Below are 23,368 nucleotides of genomic sequence, written 5' to 3'. Positions count from 1 at the left end.
GACATGAGCGATCTACAGAACGCGATCATCGACGAGCTCGCCGTGCGCCCGACCATCGATCCGGCGACGGAAATCGAGACTCGAGTCGGTTTCCTCGCGGCATATCTGGCCGCCACTCCGGCGCGCGGCTTCGTGCTGGGCATCAGCGGAGGTCAGGACAGCACCCTCACGGGCCGACTGTGTCAGCTTGCGGCCGAACGGGTTCGCGCGGATGGTGGCGAGGCGGAATTCGTTGCCGTGCGACTCCCCTACGGCGTGCAGGCCGACGAGGCGGACGCGGTCATCGCACTCGAATTCATCCGACCCGACCGCACCGTCACCGTGGACATCGCACCGGCCGCAGACGCCAACGGGGCTTCGGCTGCATCTGCTCTGGGTGTCGACCGGTTGCGAGACTTCGTGCGCGGCAACATCAAAGCACGCACCCGCATGGTGGCACAGTACGCATTGGCCGGTGAGCTCGGGCATCTCGTGGTCGGTACCGACCACGCTGCGGAGGCCGTCACCGGGTTCTTCACCAAGTTCGGTGACGGCGGCGTCGACCTGACTCCGCTCACCGGTTTGACCAAACGACAGGGTGCCGCTCTCCTTCGTCACCTGGGCGCGCCGGACAGCACGTGGAGCAAGGTACCCACCGCCGATCTCGAGGACGACCGTCCGGCGCTTCCGGACGAGGTCGCACTCGGTGTGACCTACAGCCAGATCGACGACTACCTCGAGGGTGAGACGGTCTCGGAGGAGGCCGCAGAGCGCATCGAGACGATGTTCGTGCAGACCCGCCACAAGCGCACCGTCCCCGTCACACCCGCGGACGACTGGTGGAAATAGCGGTCTAACCGCCCGCGAACGGCGGCAGCACATCCACTCGCGGTCCCACGACAACGCTTCTGTCCCTGGTCAAGTCGTCGCCGACCAGGAATGCGGAGACGCTGAGGATTTCTGCCAGCTTGGAACCGTGCGAGTCCGACAACACCGCGGACAGCTGCGCGAGATCGGCGCCGTCGGGCAAGGACACCGTCTCCTTCTCGGTCCCGGCGGCGTCGGCGGCGGCCGCGAAATACCGCACCTCAACCACCGATCGCACCCATCGAGCGTGCCGGCGGTTCGAAGCCCTCGGCGTCGATACCGTGGCCGGCCCACTTGTTCCACATCGCGCCGCGCCAGAGGTCGGCGATCTCCTCGTCCGTGGCGCCGCCGCGCAGAGCCCCGCGAATGTCGGTTTCGGTGTCGGAGAACAGGCACGACCGCACGGTGCCCTCGGCGGTCAGGCGGGTTCGATCGCAATCGGAGCAGAACGAACGCGTCACGGAGGCAATGATTCCGACTGTCGAGGGCCCGCCGTCGACTTCCCATTCCTCGGCCGGCGCGGACGGATCGTCGCGGCCTACCTCGGTGAGATCGAACCGGCGGCCGAGGACGTCGAGCAGAGTCTCGGCGTCGACCATCGAGCTTCGGTCCCATTCGTGGTCTGCGTCGAGCGGCATCTGTTCGATGAAGCGGAGGCGGACCCCGCGATCGAGACACCACGCAAGCAGATCCGTTGCACCGTGCAGTGTTTCGGGCATCAGCACCGCGTTGATCTTCACCGGCGACAGACCTTCGGCGAGGGCGCCGTCGATTCCGGCCATCACCGCGGGTAGGCGGTCGCGGCGCGTGAGAGTTTCGAAGTGTCGGCGATCGACGGTGTCGAGCGAGACGTTCACCCGAGTCAGGCCCGCCTCGGCGAGGCTGCGCGCGCGCCGGTCGAGGCCGATCGCATTGGTTGTCATCGCCATCGACACACCCGGTGCCGCTGCGGAGCAGCGTGCCACGATGTCGACGAGGTCTCGGCGCACCAAAGGTTCTCCACCGGTGAAGCGAACGTCCTGGATTCCCAGACGGTGCACGGCAATTCCCACCACCCGCGCGATCTCGGCTGCCGACAGCAGCTTCTCGGGCGCGATCGCCGGTAGGCCCTCGGCCGGCATGCAGTACGTGCAGCGCAGGGAGCACTTCTCGGTGATCGAGATCCTCAAGTCGCGCGCGACGCGTCCGAAACGGTCCAGCAGCAGCGGTTCGTCGGGCCGATCGTCGGTGGCAGAAGGTGTGGACAGTCGCAGAGTCGGTATGCCCATGCTCACCGCCGTCATTCGCTCACCACTCCCACTCATCCCATGTTTCGTGTCTGTTCGCTCCAGTATGCCCAACCGGTGCCTAGGATAATCGCCATGTCCGGTGCGCACGTGGTCTCTCCGCCATCGGTCGACGAGCATTCTGCCCTGATCGCCTCGATGCTGGGGGCGATTCTCGAGGCCTCCACCGAGGAGTCGTCGGTGTCCGACGCCCTCGGCCGGGTCGTCGCCGAGTCGGTCCTCGCCCCCGTCGACCTCCCGTTGTTTCGTAACTCGCAGATGGACGGATTCGCTGTCGACGCTGTTTCGGTCGCGTCCGCGCCGGTGGCCCTGGACATCCTCGGCACCATCGCAGCCGGTGACCCTGTGGGCGACGCGCACGTTCCGGGGACCGCCCGACGCATCATGACGGGCGCACCGGTTCCGGACGGCGCCGACGCCATCGTTCCCGTCGAGGACACGGACGTTCGGGGCGACACCGTCACCGTTCGGGTCGCACGCCGAACGGGCGAATTCGTACGCGACCGGGGCAGTGACATCAGCGCCGGGTCCACACTTCTGCCCGCGGGTGTCGTTCTGCGTCCACGTCATCTCGGCGCACTCGCCGCCGCCGGGTTGTCCGTCGTCCCGGTGCGTCGACGGCCGCGCGTCGCGGTGATCGCGACGGGCAAGGAACTGGTCGACGTCGGCCACACCCTTGGGCCCGGCCAGATCTACGACTCGAACGGTCTGACGTTGGCCACGAGCGTGATCGACGACGGCGGGGACGTCGTGTTCCGGGCGCGCAGCACCGACTCGCTCGACGAGTTCTCTCGAATCCTGCGTCACGCCATCGCTGTCGCGGACGTCGTACTCACCTCCGGCGGGGTGTCGATGGGCGACTTCGAAGTGGTCCGCGACGTCCTGACTCCGCTCGGCGGCCGGTTCGGACACGTGGCGATGCAACCGGGCGGGCCGCAGGGAACGGCAACCGTCGAGGGCACACCGATCTTGAACTTTCCCGGAAATCCCGTGAGCACTCTCGTCTCCTACATCGTGTTCGCGAGGCCGCTGATTCGCCGTGCGGCCGGACTGCCGGTGGCCGAACCGGAGTTCGCGACGCTCGACGCCGCCGTGCGTTCGGTGCCGGGGCGGAGGCAGTTCCTGCGGGGCCAACGCACCCCGACGGGTGTCGTCACCACCCGCGGCGCCGGCTCGCACCTCGTTGCGACGATGGCGAGCGCAGACGTTCTCGTCGACATCCCCGCGGACGTCGTCGACGTGGCGCCCGGTACCCGTGTGCGAGTGTGGGAGCTGTGAGCGAGACTTCTTTTTCCCACGTCGACGGCGACGGCAGGGCCCGCATGGTGGACGTGAGCGGTAAGGCCGACACCGTCCGGGTGGCCGTGGCCGCCGGTGAGCTACGCACGACGGCCGAGGTGCTGCGGCTCGTGCGCGCCGACGGCATGCCCAAGGCCGACGTGCTCTCCACTGCGCGCATCGCCGGAATTGCCGGTGCCAAGCGGACAGCGGACCTCATCCCGTTGTGCCACCCACTTGCGTTGTCGTCGGTGGTGGTGTCGTTCGGCTTCACCGACGTGTCCATCACCATCGAGGCCACGGCAAAGACGACAGGTCCGACCGGTGTGGAGATGGAAGCGCTGACGGCGGTGTCGATTGCAGGATTGACGTTGCACGACATGGTCAAGGCGGTCGATCCGGCCGCATCGATCGAGAGCGTCCGATTGATCAGCAAGGACGGCGGCAAGCGAGGTCACTGGCAGCGCGAGGGTTCTGCACCCGCGGGGGCACCCGCGCGCTGCGGTCCACGATCGGCAGTGGTCGTCGTTGCCTCGACCGGCGGCGCGCTGGGAACGCGGGAGGACACCACCGGGCCTCGGATCGCAGAGTGGTTGTCGCAGCGCAACTTCGACGTTCGCGGCCCGCTCGTGGTGGCCGACGCCGACATCGCGTCCGGTATCGACGACGCGCTGCGTGGCGGCCCGAGCCTCGTCGTCACCACCGGTGGCACCGGCGTCTCTCCCACCGACGCGACCCCCGAAGCGACCAGGGCGGTACTGGACCAAGAGCTGCCCGGGTTGGCGGAAGCCATTCGCCAGAAGGGAATTGCGGTCACTCCCCATGCGTCGCTCAGCCGCGGACTCGTCGGTGTCGCCGGGCGGACCGTGGTGGTCAACCTCCCCGGGTCACCGGGAGGAGTCAAGGACGGGTTGGCCGTGCTGGACCCCGTCGTCGAGCATCTGATCGCTCAGGTAGCCGGGAAGGGAAGCCACGATGAGTGACGTCGTCGCCGTCATCACCTCCGATCCGATCGACCCCGCCACGGTCGATCGAGCCGTGTCCGGTCCGGAACACGGTGCTGTGGTCACCATGTCGGGAGTCGTCCGCAACCACGATCACGACCGCACCGTGTCGGCGCTCGAGTATCAAGCACACCCCGACGCAGAGCGTTTTCTTCGAACCTGTTGCGAGAGCATCTCTTCGGAGTTCGGTTTGCCCGTGGCGGCGATGCACCGCGTCGGTCCCCTCGTGGTCGGCGACATCGCGCTCGTCGCATCCGTCGCGGCGCCGCACCGGGGCGACGCCTTTGCGGCGTGCACTGCCCTCGTCGATCGCATCAAGGTCGAAGTGCCCATCTGGAAACGGCAGCAATTCCCCGAAGGCACGTCCGAGTGGGTCGGGTTGTAGATCACCGCACGTAGCGGTGGACCACCAGCATCTGCGCGTCGGTTGCCGGTTCGGCTCGCTGCATGGCCGTCAGTTCGGACTCGATCGCACCGGTGTCGGTGCCCGATCCGATGAGGACCAACTCCGTTCCGGGCCTCCTCACCGGCTCGAAGGCGATGTGTCGACCGACGGTGTGCACCAGGAAACGCCGCCCGGCGCCGCCGAAGTCGACGAAACCCTTCGACCGATACAACCCGACCGGCGGGTTCTCCAGGAACGCGACGAACGCACGCGGGTCCAGAGTCTCGGCGCGGAAGGTGAGCGCGGAGAACCGGTCGTGCAGGTGGGTGTCGTGATCGTGGTCGTCCTCCCGCAGAAGATCGTCGAGAGTCATCTGCACCGGCACGGTGGCGGGTCCGCGGTCGGGGAGGTCGAACAAGAGACCGACGTCGACCACACCGCGCGACGTCGCCACGATGGGAACCTCCGGGGCTGTCGTCCGTACGGAGTTCGACAATGCCTCGATGTCCTCGGGTGCAACCCGATCGGCCTTGTTGAGGACCACGAGGTCGGCCAGTGCGAGGTGGGTCGCGAGTTCCGGATGATCCGCGGACGTGTGCTCGAACTCCGCGGCGTCGACCACCACGACCAGACCGCCATACCGCAACCGGTCGTTCTCGGACCCGAGAACGAGTCGAATCATGTTGCGCGGCTCGGCGAGTCCGCTCGCCTCCACGACGATTGCATCGACCGGTGAACCCGGACCGGTGAGCACCGCGAACATCTCGTCGAGATCACTGACATCGACCGCGCAGCACAGGCATCCGTTGCCGAGCGATACGACTCCGTCGACCTGCCCTGCCACCAACATCGAATCGATGTTGACCGAGCCGAAGTCGTTGACGACGACGCCTATCCGCAGGCCGTTGTTGTACCGGAGAAGATGGTTGAGCAGGGTCGTCTTGCCGGAGCCCAGAAACCCGGCGACGACCAGGACCGGAATTCGTTCCACCACGTCGACAGTCTCACCCGCCCGAGGACGGCGCGGCCAGCAACTTTCCGAAGAGGGTACTGACGATGGTGAGGACTGCATCGACGTTCTTGTCGGTCAGCAGTCGATCGATTCCGGTGAGGCCGAACGACTCCAGCAGTGGCGTCAGCACGGACAACTGTTTTGCGAGCCCGCTGGGCAATGTTGTCGCCCCTGCCGCGGCGGGCGTGGAGGGGACGGGAGCGGCGGTCGGTGCGGACGGCGGTGTCGCGGACGGCATCGTGGTGGTCGGCGGTGTCGCGGTGGCCGGGGTGGCAGCCGGCGTCCCGGTCAGCAAGTAGTCCACGATGCCCGTGGTGATGGCGATGGCGTGTTTGACCTGTCCCTCGGTGCTTTCGAGGATCTTGGCGTCGTCCGGGTTGGACCCGTTGCCCATTTCTAGGAAGACGTCGGGAACGGTGGTGAGAGTCGGCCCCGCGATGTCGCTGCGTTCCTGGATGCCGTCCTTGACGTCGGCGTAGTTCGCGCCGGTGAATCCGGCCTTTTCGTATGCGTCGCGCATGTCGGTCGACGCGGTGCGTCCGGCACCGGTCTGCACCTCGTTCGCGGTGGCGTCGGGGATGGGAAGTGTCGGCACGATCACGTGGAAGCCGTGGTTCTGCGCGTCCGATCCGGTACTGGTGGAATCGGCGTGAATGCTGACCGCCACCTGAGCTCCGGATGCGTTGGCAGCCTTGGCACGGTCGTCGACGCAGCCGCCCCACCCGGAGTCGTCGGCGCGGCTCATGACCACCTTGGCGCCGACGCTTTCGAGGCTGGTCTTGACCAGTTGAGCCACGTTCCAGGTGATCGTGTGTTCCGGAGTTCCGCCGAGAGCGGTCATTCCGGTGGTCTGACAGTCCTTGGTTCCGCCGCGACCGTCGCTCACCTGCTTGGACAGGTTCTCCGTGTGGTTGGTTCCCTGGTGCCCGGGGTCGAGGAAGACCGTCTTGCCCGCCAACTCCGTTCCGGTGGCGGGCGCCGCCTGCGCCAAGGGCGCGGTGGTCACAGCGGATGCGAGGAACACGCCTGCGCACAGGCCGGCGGCGGTCACGAGTTTCTTCACGTTTCTCCTCAGCAGCTAACACACACAACTTCAGTCACATCTGTACCAGAAGCCTTCGCCGGGCGACAGGAGCTGATCGAATCGGTAGCCGGCCGTGACCGCGTCGTGACCTCAATTTCGTTAAAACATTAATCTTGCGTTCCGGACCAATAGAACATTCACGCCCGATTCAGTTATCCAAGACAATGGGCGTAATGTCGAATTGAAATCCGAAACTATGACCCCGAGAGAAGCAATACATGGCTAAGAAGGTCGTGGTTCAGCTGGTCGACGATATCGATCAGGAGCCGATCGAAGACGGTGGCGAGCACATCCAGTTCGCCGTCGGTGGCGTCGAATACGAGATCGATCTCAACGACGAGAACGCAGCGGAGTTTCATCGAAAACTCGATTACTACATCGACTTCGCGACCAAGATCGACGGACGGCGAAGTCGATCGACCTCTCCGGCGACAACCCAGCGTCGTGACCCCGATCTGACCAAAGCCGTTCGTGAGTGGGCGCGCGAGAACGGTCACACAGTGTCCGCACGGGGTCGCATCTCCGCCGACATACAGCAGGCCTACGACGCTGCACACAATGGACGTCACCGGTAGTACGACGCGCACACAACGACGAGATCCCCGCACCGACTCGGTGCGGGGATCTCGTTTTCTCGTTCTTCGGTGGAGCTAAGGGGACTCGAACCCCTGACCCCCACACTGCCAGTGTGGTGCGCTACCAGCTGCGCCATAGCCCCGAGCAGAACGCCCGACCGAAGTTACACCACCATTGCGGCGACCGACAAATCGCGTCGACGCGTCAGAGATCGGCCACCCAGTTCTTGTTTCCCAGAGCGTCGACGATGCCCCCGTCCACGACGACGGTCGGCGTTCCCGACGACCCCGTGGCGGCCAGAGCCTGACGAGCGGCAGCTGCGTTGGACGCGGCCGACGACGCCTGCGCCCCGTTCGTGATGCACTGGGCCGAGGCGTCCGATCCTCCGGAATCACGTGCGAGCTGGGCCAGATCGTCGTTGGAATGATCGCTGCTGCCCTTCTCCGCGGGCTGGAAGTCCGGCGCGAAGAGCGTGCTGTGGAACTTCGAGTAGACGACTGCGGACTCCGATGCCGCGACACACTGCGACGCCGCAACCGCACGGGTGCTGTAGTCGCCGCTGGCCGACAGTTGGTTCAGGAAATCGAGCATGTGGTAGCGGACGGTGACCGCTCCGGCGTCGATCTTCTGCGCAAGTTCTTGACCGTGCGTGTTCTCGAGCTCGGCGCAGTACGGGCACATCGGGTCCTCGTACACGTCGACGGTCTTCGTCGCAGACGGCAGTCCGACGCTCACGATCCCTTGTTCCAGAACGGCGATCTGGACGTCCGCGTTCTGCACGGTGCCGTACCCGTCGGCGCGCGGCTCACTTCTGCTCTTCTGCCAGAAGACGCCGCCGATCACCACGGCAGCAATGACCAGAATGGCCAGTCCGCCGAGAATGTATGTGGATTTACTCGAGGTCGGCTGGGGGTTGTACTTGCTCGGCCTGGCTTTCTTGTCGGTCACGAAATTACTGTGCCATGTCCGACTGAGTGCGCCCTGAGAAGGTTCCCGAGCGCGACCGAGGCCCCAGTGCACCCGGGGTCCGTGGGAATGCGATCAGCCACCCGGCCAGCACCATGAATCCGAGATCGCGGGCAATTTCTCGAACGTAATCCCATGCATCGACGTCCGCCGCTCCCCCGCCGCCGAAACATCCACAATCGATCGACATTCCGCGGGCCCACACACTGACGATCACCGAAATCAGAACGAGCAGCACCACCGCGGACAGCGAGGCCACGACGCGCACACCCAAGCCGATCAGAAGGAACAACCCGAGCCCGATTTCGAGGAACGGCAGCGCGTTCGCGACCGGACGCACCCAGTCCTCCGACAGCAGGCGATAGGCGCGCACGGCCACGATCGTCTGCGTCGGATCGACGGCCTTGAGGCCACCCGAGACGAGCCACACAGCGGCCAGCCCGACGCGCGCCACCACCGAGATCCATTGCCTCCACACCCCGGACACAGTACCGGCGTACTGCGGTAGGTATGCCAAAGCTTGCTGGTAGAGGACTCACGACGCGAGTACTTTCGCCAGCGTGACCGACACGAATGCAACCGCCAGGACCGCTGGTGATCCCGCTCCACACGACTTCGACCACTCCCACGCCGACGTGTCCGGTGGCTGGTTGCGCGCAGCCACCTTCGGAGCGATGGACGGGCTGGTGACCAACACCTCACTGATCGCCGGCGTCGGCGGTGCGGGTGTGTCCTCGCACACTGTCGTCCTGTCGGGTATCGCCGGGCTCGTCGCTGGGGCGTTCTCGATGGCTCTCGGCGAGTTCACCTCCGTCTCGACGCAGAACGAGCAGATCGACGCCGAGGTGAACGTGGAGAAGGCAGCATTCGCGAATCATCCGGAAGCCGAGCGTGCCGAACTGGTCACCATGCTCACCGACATGGGCATGAGTGACGGGACAGCGGAAACGGCCGCAACCGAGATTCACGCCGACTCCGACCGTGCGGTCAACTTTCACATTGCGCAGGAACTGGGTATCGATCCGGACGAGAAGCCCTCGCCCTTCGTCGCGGCCGGATCGTCGTTCGTGTTGTTCGCACTCGGTGCGATCGTCCCGCTGCTTCCGTACCTGCTCGGGTTCGCCTCACTGACTGCCGGTCTGGCTTGTGGCGCAGCCGGTCTGGTGGTGGCGGGGGCGCTGGCGGCGCACTACACGTCTCAGTCCACGCTCGTGGGCGCAGCTCGGCAACTAGCCTTCGGTGCGGTTGCCGTCGCCGCGACCTACGGCGTCGGCGCTCTCATCGGCGTCGGGATTGCCTGACCGGACGAGGGTGTCGGGAACGACGACCCACGCCAGGGCGGCCACCACGAGGATGGCGCCGGTGACGCCGAACGCGACGCCGTAGGACACCCCGATCAGCATGGCCGCGACGATGGGACCGATCACGGCGCCGACGTCCGACGCCATCTGGAACGCGGCAAGTACCGGGCCCCCACGCGCCTTCGATCCGACGATGTCGGCCACTGCGGCCTGCTGCACGGGATTGATGGCGCCGCTGCCGAGCCCCGCCACGAACGTCACCACCAGGAACACGACGAGGTTCTGCGAGAGGCCCATGGCGATGGTGGCCACCCCACACACCGCGAGGCCCGCGACGAGGAAGGGTTTGCGCCCGCGCCGATCGGACAGTCGTCCCGCCTGGAACAGCGTCAACGCATTACCCACGGCGAACACCGTGAGTACCACGCCAGTCACGGCCGCCGAGCGGTTCAGTGCCTCGACGACGAACAGCGGGACCACCGCGACTCGCACCCCGAACACGGCCCACCCGTTCGCGAAGCTGGACGCGAGCGCCGCCCGATACGGCGACATCGCCCACGCGTCGCGCAGCCGGAGCGTGACGGGCTCTTCTCCCGACGTGACGGCAACCTCGGCCGGAGTCTTCAGGGCGACGAACACCACGAATGCGGCGATCACCAGCGCGACGGCGTAGATGAAGAACGGCACCCTCAGCCCGAACCCGACCAGCGCGCTTCCCACCAGGGGGCCGCCGATGGTTCCGCCCAGGAAGCTGGTGGCGTACAAGCCGGCGACTCGACCGCGACTTTCCGGCGGGCTGACACGAATGAGCAATCCGAGTGCGGACACCGTGAACATCGTGGATCCGATCCCGCCGATCGACCGAAAGATCAGCAGCTGTGGGTAGTTCGCCGCGAACGCGCACGCGGCCGTCGACACGGCCACGATCAGAAGACCCACCAGGTAGACCGGACGCTCTCCCCATCGCTGCACCAGCCAGCCTGCAGGTGGTGCGAACACCAGACGCATGAGCGCGAACAGCGACACGATGGCCGAAGCAGCGGTGACGCTCACGCCGAACTCGCGCGCGAACAGAGGAAGCGCGGGTGCGACGATTCCGAAGCCGAGAGCGATGACGAAGCTCGCCGAGATCAGAATCCAGATCTCACGACCTATCGGTGCGGGGCGACTCACGCTCCGCTCAGGACGGACGACACCAGATCACGTGCCGCCGACTGCACTTCGGCCAGATGCTTGTCACCGAGGAACGACTCGGCGTAGATCTTGTACACGTTTTCCGTACCCGACGGCCGCGCCGCGAACCAGGCGTTCTCGGTGGTGACCTTGAGTCCGCCGAGGGCTGCGTCGTTACCGGGCGCCGTGGTGAGGATTGCGGTGATGGGTTCGCCCGCGAGCGTCGTGGCCTTCACCTGATCCGCAGACAGCTTGGCCAGCAACGCTTTCTGTTCCCGATCGGCCGGTGCGTCGGTTCGCGCATACGTGGGCGCGCCGAACCGGTCGGCGAACTCGGCGTACCGCTGCGACGGGGTCTTGCCCGTCACCGCGGTGATCTCCGAGGCGAGCAGCGCCATGATGATGCCGTCCTTGTCGGTGGTCCACACTCGACCGTCCTTGCGCAGGAACGACGCTCCCGCCGACTCCTCACCGCCGAAGCCGAGGTTGCCGGTCAGCAGACCCGGAACGAACCACTTGAACCCGACCGGAACCTCGAGCAGAGGGCGCCCGAGAGATTCCACGACACGGTCGATCATCGACGAACTGACGAGCGTCTTGCCGACCTTGGCGGACGGCGACCATCCCGGCCGGTGCGAGAACAGGTAGTCGATCGAGACGGCGAGAAAGTGGTTGGGATTCATCAGACCGGCGTCGGGGGTGACGATCCCGTGACGGTCGGAATCGGCGTCGTTGCCGGTCGAGATGTCGTAGTCGTTGCGCGCAGAAATCAAAGAGGCCATGGCATTCGGCGAGCTGCAGTCCATCCTGATCTTGCCGTCGGTGTCGAGGGTCATGAACCGCCACGTGGCGTCGACCAAGGGATTGACGACGGTCAGATCCAGGTTGTGCCGCTGGGCGATGGCGTCCCAATAGTCCACGCTCGCACCACCGAGTGGGTCGGCGCCGATCCGCACGCTCGCACCACGAATGGCGTCGATGTCCAGGACGGAGTCGAGATCGTCGACGTAGGTGCCGAGGTAGTCGTACTTCTCGACCGAACCGGCGAGTGCCCGCGCCAGCGTGACGCGCTTGACCGACGAAACACCCTTGCGCAGAATCTCGTTCGCGCGGGCAGCGATGACGGATGTCGCATCCGTGTCGGCGGGTCCACCGTTGGGCGGGTTGTACTTGAACCCACCGTCGCGCGGTGGATTGTGCGACGGCGTCACGACGATACCGTCGGCCTGCGCGCTCGGACCGGACGCGTTGTGTCGCAGAATGGCATGTGAGACAGCGGGAGTCGGCGTGTAGCGATCACCCGAATCGATCAGCACGGCAACGTCGTTGGCGGCGAGCACCTCGAGCGCAGTGGTCCACGCCGGCTCCGACAACGCGTGTGTGTCGCGCCCGATGAACAACGGCCCGGTCGTCCCCTGCGCCGCGCGGTACTCCACGATCGCTTGCGTGGTCGCGATGATGTGCGCTTCGTTGAACGCACCGTCGAGACTCGACCCACGGTGCCCGGACGTTCCGAAGGCGACCTGCTGATCCGGATCGTCGACGTCCGGTGTGACGCTGTAGTAGGTCGTCACCAGATGAGGCAGATCCTCCAGATCCGACGGCGCCGCAACTTGTCCTGCCCGATCGTGTGCCACGACTTCTCTCCTTGGTCGTCATTCCCCGACCCATGACATTAGCGCCCATCAGGACGGCAGGCGTGAGAACTCCGCGACCGCAATGACGTCGTCCAGAGCGTCGGCGAGTGCGGCGACGCGAGCCTCGACGTCAGGCGCGGCGAGAATACGCAACCGGTCCGACGGTCCGAGCGGAAGTGCCGCCGCGAGCGCGAAGACGTCGTCCTCGGTCAACGCGTCGAGAATGGGCAGTGACGGCGGCGCTTCACCTTGCGCCGCAGCCAGTTCCGACAGGATGTCCAGGAGCGTCCGCGTGCGTTCGACCACGGGTCCCAGGTTCACCGCGACGGTACGCGGCTCGTCCGGCCAGTCCCGCAGCATCGCTCTCGGATAGGGGTCGTCCTCGAGCCATTCGGTGACCTTCGCTCGCGTGCGGCCCACACACTCGAGAACGTACCTGCCGTCGGGCAGCGGGAGACACCGTCCGATCTCCGCCACCGTCACGATGTCGCCGCGGGTGTCACCGCCGCCCACCTCGTGTCCACGCTCGATGAGAACGACTCCGAAGCGCGGCCCGTCGTCGGCCGCCATGCAGGCGTCGACCATTGCCCGGTACCGCGGTTCGAAGACGTGCAGCGGCAATGCCTCACCCGGCAGCAGCACAGATCCGAGGGGGAACATCGGGAGCTCGTAAACACCGGTATCGGACACCTCTTCAGCATGCACCTTCTCTCGGTTGTGCCGGAAGACCCATCCGGCACCTGCAGCGGTAGCGAAGTGCTTCGCGTGACATCACGCACCGCACGGCTGTCCATCCGCTCGTTGATCGCCGTCGCCGCGGCGGTGGGAACGGTCGTCGCGGTGCCCGGTACAGCATCGGCCGCACCCATCTATCCGGCTCCGGACGCAGACGGCTTCTATTCGGCCCCGGGCAATCTCGGGTCTGCGCGTGACGGCGATGTCCTGCGGACGAGGTCGGTACCGGCTGTCGGTTTCCCCGGTGCCACCGCAACGCAGGTCCAGTTCCGGTCCGAGAACTCCGCCGGAGATCCGATCGCAGCCGTCACCACCGTGTTGGTACCTCCGGGCGGTGGGAACAATCGTCCCCTCGTGTCGTACCAGCCGTTCACGAATGCTCTCGGACTGCAGTGCGCACCGTCGCACACTCTGTTCGCCGGCGGCATGCAGGAAGCGCCCGTTCTGAACGCCCTGCTCGCGCGGGGATGGGCCGTCGCGGTTCCCGATCACCTCGGCCCCACCAGCGCATACGGCGCGGCGAAGCTCGGTGGCCGCATCGTTCTCGACGGTGTACGCGCGGCACAACGGGCAGGCGAACTCGGTCTCGGGGCGAGCCCGGTCGGCCTGGCCGGATACTCCGGGGGCGGCATGGCGTCGGAATGGGCAGCCGCACTGGCACCCTCGTACGCGCCGGAGCTGAACATCGTCGGCGTTGCGGCGGGTGGCGTACCTGCCGACATCGGCCGACTCGGCGCGGAGGTGGGATCCTCGCCGTCCGACTCGTTCGGACTGGGCTTCGCCGCCTCGATGGGCCTCGAACGCGAGTACCCCGGACGCTTCGACTTCGGCGCTGCGCTGAACGACAACGGGCGCTCCCTCGCCGGCCGAGTGGCCAATGCGTGCACGGACCAGATTCTGGCCGACGGGCGCGGCGGCAGTCTCCCCTCGGTGACCACCACCGACTTCGCCGCCGACCCGTCCGCGCGAGCGGTACTCGCGGAGAACAGCCTTCAGTTCTACCCCGGCGTCCCGACCGCACCCGTCTATCAATATCACGGTGGCGCAGACACTCTGGTCTCGCTGGATGCGGTGCAGCAAACGGTCGGCCGGTACTGCGCGTCCGGCGCTCGCGTCCAGTTCGCGGTCCTACCCGGAGCCGATCACGGGGCCGCAATTCTCGCCGGTGCACCCGGTGCGTTCGGGTACCTGGGCGATCGATTCGCCGGGGTTCCTGCACCCACCAACTGCTGAGTCCCGCGCCACGTCCGTCTCGGTGTTCGTACGGGGCGGAACTGGGTAAGGATGTCAACATGGAATCCCACGTATTCGAGGTCTGGGCCCCGACTCCCGACACCGTCCGAGTATCGGTCGACGGCACCGTTCATCCGATGACGAAGTCGTCACAGGGCTGGTGGACCGCCGAGGTCCCTGCTGCCGACGGCGCCCGGTACGGGTTTCTGATCGACGACGACGATGCCGTGATTCCCGACCCGCGGTCGCCGCGGCAACCCGACGGAGTCCATGCAGCGTCGGCCCTGCACACCCTCGACACCGACGTGTGGACCGACGAGTCCTGGACCGGGCGCCGGCTACCCGGTTCGGTGATCTACGAATTGCACATCGGAACGTTCACTGCCGAAGGCACGTTCGACGCGGCGGCCGCGAAGCTCGACCACCTCGTCGATCTGGGTGTGACGTTCGTCGAGATCATGCCCGTCAACGGGTTCAACGGCACGCACAACTGGGGCTACGACGGCGTTCTCTGGTACACCGTGCACGAGGGATACGGCGGACCCGACGGACTGCAGCGTCTGGTGAACGCGTGCCACGCCAGAGGAATCGGCGTGGTTCTCGACGTGGTCTACAACCACCTCGGGCCGTCGGGGAATTACCTGGAGAAGTTCGGGCCGTACATGTCGCAGGGCGCCAACTCCTGGGGTCAGACCGTCAACGTCGCCGAAGAACATTCGGACCCGGTGCGGCGCTACATCATCGAGAACGCGCTGCGCTGGCTGTCGGATTTCCACGTCGACGCGCTGCGACTCGATGCCGTGCATGCCCTCGCCGACAACCGCGCTGTGCACATCCTCGAGCAGCTGGCCATCGAGACCGAACGACTGTCGGCACACGTACGGCGGCCGTTGTCCCTGATCGCGGAGAGCGACCTCAACGACCCGAAACTGATCTCCCCGCGGGCTGCGGGCGGGTACGGCCTCGACGCACAGTGGGACGACGACATCCACCATGCGATCCACGCAGCCGTCTCCGGTGAGAAGCAGGGTTACTACGCCGATTTCGGTCATCTGGAAACGCTGGCGACGACGCTGCGCCGTGGCTTCTTCCACGCCGGCACCTACTCGTCGTTCCGCGGCCGCGTACATGGAAAGCCGATCGACGTCCGCACCATCCGCGGTAGCTCGTTGGTCGCGTACACCACCACCCACGATCAGGTGGGCAACCGTGCCATCGGCGACCGCCCCGGCTTCTACCTGGACGGCGGACAGCTCGCCATCAAGGCGGCACTGGTGTTGACCTCGCCCTACACCCCGATGTTGTTCATGGGCGAAGAGTGGAATGCATCGTCTCCGTTCCAGTTCTTCACCTCGCACCCGGAACCGGAACTGGGCAAGGCCACGGCGGAGGGTCGCAAATCCGAGTTCGCGTCACACGGCTGGGACAGTGACGACATCCCCGACCCGCAGGACGTCGCCACCTACGACCGGTCGAAGCTGATCTGGGACGAGGTGTCGGACGACGAGCACGCCCGAGTACTCGATTGCTATCGGTCGCTGATCGCATTGCGACGCGACCGCATCGAGATCACCGACCCCTGGTTGGACCACATCGGCGTCGACTACGACGAGGACAAGGGCTGGATCTCGGTGAACCGTGCGGGTGTGAGGTTGGTGTGCAACCTCTCGCCGGACCCGGTCACCGTACCGTTCGGCGGCGTCCCGCTGTTGTGGTGGGATGCGCCGACACAGGACGAGACGGCGTCCACCACAACGGTTCCGGGGCATTCGTTCGTCGTGTTGGACTAGCGAGCGCGTCTCCCGCTTCAACCTGCCCGGTGCGCGCTACCTACGCAGCAGCCGTAGTACGAGTCCCGCGGTCGCGAGCAGGACCACGGCGGTGATACCGGACGCAACATGCATACCGCCGACGAAGGCGGCGTGCGCGGAGTCGAGGACGGCGCCGGCTGTGTCCCCGGGTTGCGAATTCGCAATGGCCACAGCCGAACCCAGCGTTTCCCGAGCAGCCGCGGCGTCACCTGAGGACAGCGCGGTGACGTCGAGCCCGGACCGGAACATCGCCATCACCACGGAGCCGAGAATGGCAACGCCCAGGGCAATTCCCAGTTCGTAGCCGGTCTCGGACACCGCGGATGCGGCACCGGCCCGAGCGGGTTCGACCGAGCTGATCACCAGATCCGAGGTCAGCGTCAACGCGACACCCGAACCGAAGCCGACCAAGACGAATCCCGCGACGAACAGCGCGGGTCCACCGTCCACGCGCAGCCCGATGAGGAGAAGCGCGCCGACCGCGGCCGCGATCAGGCCGACAGCCAGAACGGTTCCCGGTTGCCAGCGCCGAACGAGGGCACTCGCGGCGAGCGATGCGACGATCGACATCGCGGTTCCCGGCAACAGGAACAGACCAGCCTCGAGCGGGCTGGCTCCGAGCACCAACTGCAGATACTGCGAACCGAAGAACAGCACTCCGGCCAGGGCGAAGATCGACAGCAAATTGGTCAGGACCGCGGTGGTGAACATGGGCCGCAGGAACAGATCCAGGTCGATCATCGGATGCGACAGCCTGCGCTGACGGCGGACGAACACCCACGCGGACGCGATGCCGATCGCGGCCATGACCGCGAGCGACCAGTGCAGTCCGTGCACTGCACCTTCCTTCACCGCGTAGACCAGAGGAACCATCGTGGTGATCGACAGTGCCGCGCTGACGAGATCGAACTGTCCGGGGTTCGGATCTTTGGCCTCCGGGATCACCCATGGGCCGACGAGGACCAGCACCAGCATGATCGGCACGTTGATCAGGAACACCGAGCCCCACCAGAAATGCTCGAGCAGCCAGCCACCGACCAGCGGTCCGGCAGCGGCTCCACCACCGGCCATTGCTCCCCACACACCGATGGCCAGGGTGCGCTGACGCGGAACCGTGAAGATGGTGCGAATGAGACCGAGCGTCGCGGGCATGAGCGTCGCACCCGAAATACCCTGCAGCACACGCGCTGCGATCAGCATCTCCGGGCTGACGGACCAGGCCGCGATGACAGAAGCGATGCCGAACCCGACCGCACCGATGAGCAACAGGCGTCGGCGACCGATGCGATCACCGAGCGTGCCCATCGTCACCAGGAGGCCGGCGAGCACGAAGGAGTACACGTCGATGATCCACAGCAATTCGGTACTGCTCGGTGCAAGGTCGGCACTCACGAAGGGCAGCGCCAAGTCGAGGACCGTGCCGTCGACAGCAATCAACAGCACCGCGAAGGCGAGGACGACCAGACCCAGCCAGTCCTTGCGCGTCGCCTTCCTTTCGTTCGACTGCGCGTCGGCAGCCGTCACGACAGACATCTCCACTCTCCCTCGAACACATTCACCACCGACCGTCCAGCCGGTACAGTCACCCACCGTATCAACAACCGTCCAGCCGGTACAGTTCTTTTCATGACGACCTCGACACGCGACCGAATTCTCGACGCACTCGAGGCGCTGCTGCTCGATCAAGGACTCACACAGGTGACCCTCGAAGCCGTGGCCGCGAAGGCAGGTGTGTCCAAGGGCGGTCTGCTCTACCACTTCCCCACCAAGGAAGCCATGATCGCCGGAATGGTCCGCCGACTCGGCGACCGATCGGACGCGCAACGCGAAGAGGCTGCCGCCGGCGGAACGTCCGTCGCCGAGTGGTACCTCCAGCAACCGGACACCAGCACGACGGAAGAACTCGCCCTGTACCGCTCCACGATCGCCGCCCTGCGCAGCGTCGACGGCAAACCAGGCGAGGTTCAGCAGGCGGTCACCGACGTCATGCGGCTGTGGGACGAGGGTCTGCGCGCCGAGTTCGACGATCCGGTGCAGGCCGAGATCGTCCGACTCGTCGGTGACGGCATCTACCTCGCGGCGCTGCTGGACCTACCGACCACGGACCCCGACCTGCACCGTCAGGTGGTGGAGCGACTGCTCAGGAGTGGCAGTGACCCGTCTGACTCGGCGCCACGTTCAACGCCGGATTCCGATCGAAGAACCCCACCGGCTTGAGCCAGAAGTTCACCGTGTCGACGGGCATGACCGGCCAGTCCTCCGGCCGCGTGATGTGGTGGATGCCGAAGACGTACCAGACGACGACGTCGGTGTTCTTGATCGAACGATCGGCCGCCGTCCACTCCGGGAGACCGTGGTCGACACTGGACTGATTGACGAATTCGCCCGACGGCCAACGCTCGTCGGGACTGTTGGGCGTGACCCACACCGTGTGGCCGATCGCCTGTGCACGCTGGAACACCGGTGACGCCGGGTCGAACATCGACGGAATGGCCGCTCCTGGAACGAGTTTGTACGCGGGCCGGGTCCCGAGTCCGTTGGTGACGTTGTCGTTCACCACTTTCCACGCGCGCTGGCTTTGCCAGTCGAAATCCTGCTTGCCGGCGCTCTCGGTCTCGAGCGGGGTGTTCTTCTGCGTCAGTGCCAGCCCGTAGGGATTGTCGGGCCCCATCGGCACCACTTCGGTTTCCGTCGCGTAGACGGTGTTGTCGGTACCGTCGACGTCCAGATCGAGCCGCGCCACGAGGAAATGCTGGTGGTAGGGGGCGTAGGTCCGCGTGTCGACGAGTGTCCCGCTGGGATGCGCCTGCCCCTCGGGGAAGTGGCTGACGACCATGATGCCGGTGGCGCGCACCTCGCACTCGATGTTGCCGTCCTGATAGAACCGCCAGTAGGTCAGGTACTCGTAGTTGGCGACGGTGACGTGGAACGACACCGTCAGCCTGCGCATACGACGCACTTCCGCGCTGTCGTGATCCACGTGCTTCCAGAGCACGGCCGCGTCTTCCTCGTGGATACAGACCGCGTTCGTGATCGTGTACGGCTCACCCTTGCTGTTGTGCAGAACCGCGTCGAGGTAGCGGATCTCTCCCAGGCAGTCGCATCCCAACTCGAGCGAGGTGGTCATGAAGCCGATGCCCCACTCACCGATGTCGAACGCGGTACGGCGGTAGTGATCGGTGGAATGTTCCCGGTACGGGACCACCATCTCCGAGAACGACAACCGATTGGCGATCGACCGTTCCCGGCCGTTGTCGTCGTAGGTGATCGCATGCAGGGTCATGCCCTCGCGGTAGTTGAAACCGACTCGCAGAGACCAGTTCTGCCACGTCAGGTGATTACCGTCGAGCGTGAACGACGGGCCCTCCGGCTGCGTGATCTCGAGTGGTTTCAGCGGCTCGCGCGTTGCCTTGAACCGGTCCGGGATGTGCCGAGGTACGTACTCCCCCATGATGTCCGGACGCTCGACGGTGAACGTATCCTCGATCTCGAGCAACTCCATGGAGTTGACGTCGATGACGCAGTGGAAGCCGTTGACCGGACCCGCGTAGGGGTTGGCGCCGTCGGCCTTCTTGACCCAGGTGTCCGACCATCCGAGTCGCCGGCCGAGGTACTTCTCCGGAGTCACGGCGGCGCCGTAGGTCCAGGTGTCCATGAACACCAGGCTCATGTCGGTGATCCCGCGCTTCGCCAGGGCGGCAATCACATCCGGATGCGCGCGGAGTACGGCGTCGGCTTCCTCCCACTCGTCCACGGTGAAGTTCGGCTGCACGTCGGGGATGTGTGTCCAGGAGATCACTGCGTCGTCGGTGAGCGACAGCACGGCCTTGTAGGTCGCGTTCTCGGACCTGTTCAGACACACCACGACAGCGCGACGATCGGGTCGAGTTCCGTCCGCGTCGAAGGCGGCCACCTCTGCCTTGGGCGGCTCCACCATCTCCATCGACGCGAAACGCCAACCGTCTCCGACCTGATGCTCGCGGCCCAGAAGAGCTGCTGCAGCGCTGAATTCGTCGGCAGTCAGCGGGTCCAGTGGGTGAAAGGTGTCGGTCACGAGTTGGAGCTCATCACGTGCTTGATACGGGTGTAGTCCTCGACGCCGTACGCCGAGAGATCCTTGCCGTATCCCGAATACTTGAACCCTCCGTGCGGCATCTCGGCAACGAGGGGGATGTGGCAGTTCACCCAAACCGCACCGAAATCGAGTGCCGCGGTGACACGTTGCACCACACCGTGATCCTTCGTCCACACACTCGACGCCAATGCGTACTTGACGTCGTTGGCCAGGTCGATTGCTTCGGACTCGTCGGAGAAGGTCTGCACGGTCACGACCGGCCCGAACGTCTCCTCCTGCACGATGTCGTCCGTCTGCCGCACACCCGTGATCACGGTGGGCGCGTAGAAGAAGCCGCTCTCGCCGACCCGGTGACCTCCGGTCACCACCGTCGCGTGCTCACCCACGGCGGCGACCTTCTCCGATACCGCCGTGAAATGCCGAATGTTGTTGAGCGGACCGTAGAACGCGTCGGGGTCGTCGGGCATACCCGGTTTGAGCCCGTCCGCGGCCTTGACCAGGGCACCGACCAGCTCGTCGTGAATGTCCTCGTGCACCAGGACGCGGGTGACCGCGGTGCAGTCCTGGCCACCGTTGAAGAACGACGCCTCTGCGATTCCCTGTGCGGCAGAGGCGATGTCGACGTCGCCGAAGACGATGGCAGGAGCCTTGCCACCGAGCTCGAGGTGCGCTCGCTTGAGCTGCTGGGCGGCCGCCACGGCGACGGCGATGCCGGCGCGGACCGATCCGGTGATCGACACCATCGAGACCTTGGGGTGCGAGACAAGTGCTGCACCGGTCCCACCGTCACCGAGCACGATGTTGAGGACTCCGTCGGGAAGGATGTTCTTGGTGATCTTCGCGAGCACCAACGTGCTCTCGGGAGTGGTATCGCTCGGCTTGAGCACCACCGTGTTTCCTGCCGCGAGCGCCGGTCCGATCTTCCAGATGGCCATCATCAGCGGGTAGTTCCACGGGGTGACCTGACCGATCACGCCGACGGGCTCACGCCGAACGTACGAGGTGAACCCCTCCATGTACTCACCCGCGGACTTTCCTTCGAGCATGCGGGCGGCGCCGGCGAAGAAGCGGAGCTGATCGGCGCCGACCGTCACCTCCTCGGCCGCGATGACGGCCTTCGGCTGACCGGTGTTGCGACTCTGTGCGTCGACGATCTCGGCGCTGTGCGCTTCGAGTGCGTCGGCGAACTTCAGCAACGCGGCTTGACGCACCTTCGGCGTCGTCTTGCTCCACGACGCGAACGCCCGTTCGGCCGCGGCGACGGCGGAATCGATGTCGTCCGCGGTCGAAATGGGCGACCGCGCAACGACCTTCTCGTCGGTGGGGTCGACGACGTCCATCGACTCGGTTCCGGACGACGGCACGAAGCGACCGTCGATGTAGTTCTGCAACAGCTCGTTCGACACGCGTGCTCTCGTTTCGCTGTGGGGGCGTTGCACACGATTATGCGCAGATTTGCCGCCTGCCGTGGGGCAACGAAATGTCCAAAGCGTGACCGGCAACACACCACAGTGTCGAATCAGGTCAGATAGCGGTAGGCCGGGCTTCCTGGTTCGAGGTGTTCGACGTGGACGGGAGCGGAGTCCATCCTCTCGAGCAACGCAGAAAGTCCACGGGGCGAACCCAATTCGATGCCCACCAGGGCTGCGCCGGTCTCCCGGTTGTTTCGCTTGACGTACTCGAAGACGGTGATGTCGTCGTCCGGGCCCAGCACGTCGTTGAGGAATCCGCGCAACGCGCCGGGCTTCTGTGGGAAGTCGACGAGGAAGTAGTGCTTGAGACCGAGATGAACCAGGGACCGCTCGAGGATCTCGCCGTACCGCGAGACGTCGTTGTTGCCACCGGAGACCAGACACACGACCACCTCACCGGGGCTCGCGTCGATGTGTCCGAGGGCCGCAACCGACAGTGCGCCCGCGGGTTCGGCGATGATCCCCTCGTTCTGGTACAGCTCGAGCATCGCGGTGCAGATGGCACCCTCGTCGATCTGCGTCACCACGAAGGCCCCGTCTGGTTCGATCCGACCGGCCTCCGGCCTGCCCGCTGGTGAGATCCGACCGGCCTCCGGCCTGCCCGCTGCTGAGATCCGACCGGCCTCCGGCCTTCCCGCGGACTGCACCGGCAGAGCGGAGTGGGAGACGACGCGTGCACCCAGAGCGGACACCATCGCGTACGGAACCGCCCCGACGCGCTTGACCGATGCACCGTCGACGAAGGGGTCGATGTCCGGAAGGGTGACGGGACCGCCGGCAATGAGTGCGGCGGTCATCGATGCGGCCCCCGACGGCTCGACCCCGATGATGGACGTGCTCGGTGACCGCTCCCGGAGATAGGTGGCCACTCCGGTCAGGCAGCCTCCCCCGCCGACGGGGACGATCACGGTTCCGGGAGCCTCACCGAGTTGCGCCAGAATCTCGGCGGCGATGGTGCCCTGACCTGCGGCGGTGCGGGCGTCGTCGAACGGCGGAACCATCGTCGCGCCGGTGCGCTCGACGTCCTCGCGTGCCGCCTGCGCGGCAGCGTCGTAGGTGACACCGGTGGAGATCACCTCGACGAAATCGCCGCCGTGGAACGCGATGCGGTCGCGCTTCTGCTTCGGGGTGGTGGTGGGTACGTAGATTCGCCCCCGCACTCCCAGTCGCCGACACGCGAAGGCGACGCCCTGCGCGTGGTTCCCGGCGCTGGCCGCCACGACGCCGATTGCGCGCTCGGCGTCGTCGAGCTGCAGCATCAGGTTGTATGCACCGCGCAACTTGTACGAGCGGACCTTCTGCAAGTCCTCGCGCTTGAAGTAGACGCGGGCGCCGGTCGCCACCGACAACCGGTCGCTGAATTCAAGAGGCGTCTGCAGAACGACATCGGCAATACGTACTGCGGCCTGGTCGATGTCGTCCGCCGTCAGGGCAGGCCGCACCATGGATTCAGTCGACTCGGTCACCCGATCATGCTGCCACTGTGCCCTGGCA

Annotated in this window: 22 protein-coding genes and 1 tRNA gene; 9 read left to right on the top strand and 14 right to left on the bottom strand. The window is 65.9% G+C overall.

The features are described from left to right. The first annotated feature begins 3 nt into the window (after window positions 1-3). Complete coding sequence (gene nadE / locus IEW02_RS10025; RefSeq protein ID WP_188544645.1) at window positions 4-828, top strand: NAD(+) synthase; 825 nt, start codon at window positions 4-6, stop codon at window positions 826-828. Window positions 829-832: 4 nt separating this feature from the next. On the opposite strand, the gene IEW02_RS10020 is transcribed toward nadE, so the two are convergent. Beyond that, complete coding sequence (locus IEW02_RS10020; RefSeq protein WP_188545270.1) at window positions 833-1,075, bottom strand: MoaD/ThiS family protein; 243 nt, start codon at window positions 1,073-1,075, stop codon at window positions 833-835. Next, a complete protein-coding gene (gene moaA / locus IEW02_RS10015) occupies window positions 1,068-2,129 on the bottom strand; it encodes a GTP 3',8-cyclase MoaA (RefSeq protein WP_188544644.1) in 1,062 nt (353 codons plus the stop codon). The genes IEW02_RS10020 and moaA overlap by 8 nt, the downstream gene beginning before the upstream one ends. Before the next feature lie 78 nt (window positions 2,130-2,207). Here moaA and IEW02_RS10010 point away from each other — a divergent pair, with 78 nt between their 5' ends. Genes IEW02_RS10010 through IEW02_RS10000 form a run of 3 tightly spaced genes read left to right on the top strand, consistent with a single transcriptional unit; the run spans window position 2,208 to window position 4,799 of the window. Then, window positions 2,208-3,410 carry a molybdopterin molybdotransferase MoeA gene (locus tag IEW02_RS10010; protein ID WP_188544643.1) on the top strand — a complete coding sequence of 401 codons (1,203 nt, stop codon included), beginning with the start codon at window positions 2,208-2,210 and terminating at the stop codon, window positions 3,408-3,410. Then, entirely contained in the window at window positions 3,407-4,393 is a 987-nt protein-coding gene (gene moaCB / locus IEW02_RS10005; protein WP_188544642.1) for a bifunctional molybdenum cofactor biosynthesis protein MoaC/MoaB, read from the top strand. Before IEW02_RS10010 ends, moaCB begins: the two co-directional genes overlap by 4 nt. Beyond that, window positions 4,386-4,799: a molybdenum cofactor biosynthesis protein MoaE gene (locus tag IEW02_RS10000; protein ID WP_188544641.1), complete on the top strand. Its 414-nt coding sequence runs from the start codon at window positions 4,386-4,388 to the stop codon at window positions 4,797-4,799. Before moaCB ends, IEW02_RS10000 begins: the two co-directional genes overlap by 8 nt. A 1-nt stretch (window position 4,800) precedes the next feature. Here the strand turns inward: IEW02_RS10000 and IEW02_RS09995 are convergent, their stop codons facing one another. Both IEW02_RS09995 and IEW02_RS09990 read right to left on the bottom strand, forming a co-directional pair. After that, window positions 4,801-5,793, bottom strand: a complete 993-nt coding sequence (locus IEW02_RS09995) for a CobW family GTP-binding protein (protein ID WP_229745923.1) — start codon at window positions 5,791-5,793, stop codon at window positions 4,801-4,803. A gap of 10 nt (window positions 5,794-5,803) precedes the next feature. Continuing rightward, complete coding sequence (locus tag IEW02_RS09990) at window positions 5,804-6,874, bottom strand: N-acetylmuramoyl-L-alanine amidase (protein ID WP_188544639.1); 1,071 nt, start codon at window positions 6,872-6,874, stop codon at window positions 5,804-5,806. 239 nt (window positions 6,875-7,113) lie between these two features. Here IEW02_RS09990 and IEW02_RS09985 point away from each other — a divergent pair, with 239 nt between their 5' ends. Next, window positions 7,114-7,470: a histone-like nucleoid-structuring protein Lsr2 gene (locus IEW02_RS09985; protein WP_188544638.1), complete on the top strand. Its 357-nt coding sequence runs from the start codon at window positions 7,114-7,116 to the stop codon at window positions 7,468-7,470. Between the two features lie 70 nt (window positions 7,471-7,540). Here the strand turns inward: IEW02_RS09985 and IEW02_RS09980 are convergent. The 3 genes from IEW02_RS09980 to IEW02_RS09970 form a co-directional block, all read right to left on the bottom strand. Then, window positions 7,541-7,613: transfer RNA gene (locus IEW02_RS09980), tRNA-Ala, on the bottom strand. Window positions 7,614-7,675: 62 nt separating this feature from the next. Then, a complete protein-coding gene (locus IEW02_RS09975) occupies window positions 7,676-8,419 on the bottom strand; it encodes a DsbA family protein (protein WP_188544637.1) in 744 nt (247 codons plus the stop codon). A gap of 4 nt (window positions 8,420-8,423) precedes the next feature. Then, entirely contained in the window at window positions 8,424-8,915 is a 492-nt protein-coding gene (locus IEW02_RS09970) for a MauE/DoxX family redox-associated membrane protein (protein ID WP_188544636.1), read from the bottom strand. Window positions 8,916-8,997: 82 nt separating this feature from the next. On the opposite strand from IEW02_RS09970, the gene IEW02_RS09965 reads away from it, so the two are divergent. After that, the gene (locus IEW02_RS09965) at window positions 8,998-9,738 is read left to right on the top strand and encodes a VIT1/CCC1 transporter family protein (protein WP_188544635.1); all 741 of its coding nucleotides are present in this window, start codon (window positions 8,998-9,000) and stop codon (window positions 9,736-9,738) included. Here the strand turns inward: IEW02_RS09965 and IEW02_RS09960 are convergent. Genes IEW02_RS09960 through IEW02_RS09950 form a run of 3 tightly spaced genes read right to left on the bottom strand, consistent with a single transcriptional unit; the run spans window position 9,667 to window position 13,238 of the window. Then, window positions 9,667-10,911 (bottom strand): MFS transporter, encoded by a 1,245-nt coding sequence (locus tag IEW02_RS09960; protein ID WP_188544634.1) that lies wholly within the window; start codon window positions 10,909-10,911, stop codon window positions 9,667-9,669. The two genes, IEW02_RS09965 and IEW02_RS09960, sit on opposite strands and share 72 nt — an antisense overlap. Continuing rightward, the gene (pgm, locus tag IEW02_RS09955) at window positions 10,908-12,548 is read right to left on the bottom strand and encodes a phosphoglucomutase (alpha-D-glucose-1,6-bisphosphate-dependent) (RefSeq protein WP_188544633.1); all 1,641 of its coding nucleotides are present in this window, start codon (window positions 12,546-12,548) and stop codon (window positions 10,908-10,910) included. The genes IEW02_RS09960 and pgm overlap by 4 nt, the downstream gene beginning before the upstream one ends. A 48-nt stretch (window positions 12,549-12,596) precedes the next feature. Next, complete coding sequence (locus IEW02_RS09950) at window positions 12,597-13,238, bottom strand: LON peptidase substrate-binding domain-containing protein (RefSeq protein ID WP_229745922.1); 642 nt, start codon at window positions 13,236-13,238, stop codon at window positions 12,597-12,599. 75 nt (window positions 13,239-13,313) lie between these two features. On the opposite strand from IEW02_RS09950, the gene IEW02_RS09945 reads away from it, so the two are divergent. Both IEW02_RS09945 and treZ read left to right on the top strand, forming a co-directional pair. After that, on the top strand, window positions 13,314-14,516 hold the full coding sequence (locus IEW02_RS09945) for a lipase family protein (protein ID WP_229745921.1): 1,203 nt from the start codon (window positions 13,314-13,316) through the stop codon (window positions 14,514-14,516). Beyond that, window positions 14,483-16,306 (top strand): malto-oligosyltrehalose trehalohydrolase, encoded by a 1,824-nt coding sequence (treZ, locus tag IEW02_RS09940; RefSeq protein ID WP_268236728.1) that lies wholly within the window; start codon window positions 14,483-14,485, stop codon window positions 16,304-16,306. Before IEW02_RS09945 ends, treZ begins: the two co-directional genes overlap by 34 nt. Window positions 16,307-16,342: 36 nt before the next feature. Here the strand turns inward: treZ and IEW02_RS09935 are convergent, their stop codons facing one another. Continuing rightward, the gene (locus IEW02_RS09935; RefSeq protein ID WP_188544630.1) at window positions 16,343-17,860 is read right to left on the bottom strand and encodes an MFS transporter; all 1,518 of its coding nucleotides are present in this window, start codon (window positions 17,858-17,860) and stop codon (window positions 16,343-16,345) included. 93 nt (window positions 17,861-17,953) lie between these two features. Between IEW02_RS09935 and IEW02_RS09930 the strand changes: the two genes are divergently transcribed. Then, window positions 17,954-18,544 carry a TetR/AcrR family transcriptional regulator gene (locus IEW02_RS09930; protein WP_188544629.1) on the top strand — a complete coding sequence of 197 codons (591 nt, stop codon included), beginning with the start codon at window positions 17,954-17,956 and terminating at the stop codon, window positions 18,542-18,544. Here IEW02_RS09930 and IEW02_RS09925 read toward each other — a convergent pair. The 3 genes from IEW02_RS09925 to IEW02_RS09915 all read right to left on the bottom strand — a co-directional run bounded on the left by IEW02_RS09925 (window position 18,468) and on the right by IEW02_RS09915 (window position 23,319). Next, a complete protein-coding gene (locus tag IEW02_RS09925) occupies window positions 18,468-20,381 on the bottom strand; it encodes a primary-amine oxidase (protein WP_188544628.1) in 1,914 nt (637 codons plus the stop codon). The genes IEW02_RS09930 and IEW02_RS09925 overlap by 77 nt on opposite strands. Next, complete coding sequence (locus tag IEW02_RS09920; protein WP_188544627.1) at window positions 20,378-21,808, bottom strand: gamma-aminobutyraldehyde dehydrogenase; 1,431 nt, start codon at window positions 21,806-21,808, stop codon at window positions 20,378-20,380. The genes IEW02_RS09925 and IEW02_RS09920 overlap by 4 nt, the downstream gene beginning before the upstream one ends. A gap of 113 nt (window positions 21,809-21,921) precedes the next feature. Next, entirely contained in the window at window positions 21,922-23,319 is a 1,398-nt protein-coding gene (locus IEW02_RS09915; protein WP_188545268.1) for a threonine ammonia-lyase, read from the bottom strand. Window positions 23,320-23,368 lie beyond the last annotated feature (49 nt).

The organism is Rhodococcoides trifolii (assembly GCF_014635345.1).
GTDB lineage: Bacteria > Actinomycetota > Actinomycetes > Mycobacteriales > Mycobacteriaceae > Rhodococcoides > Rhodococcoides trifolii.
This window is presented reverse-complemented; position numbering and strand designations above follow the sequence as displayed.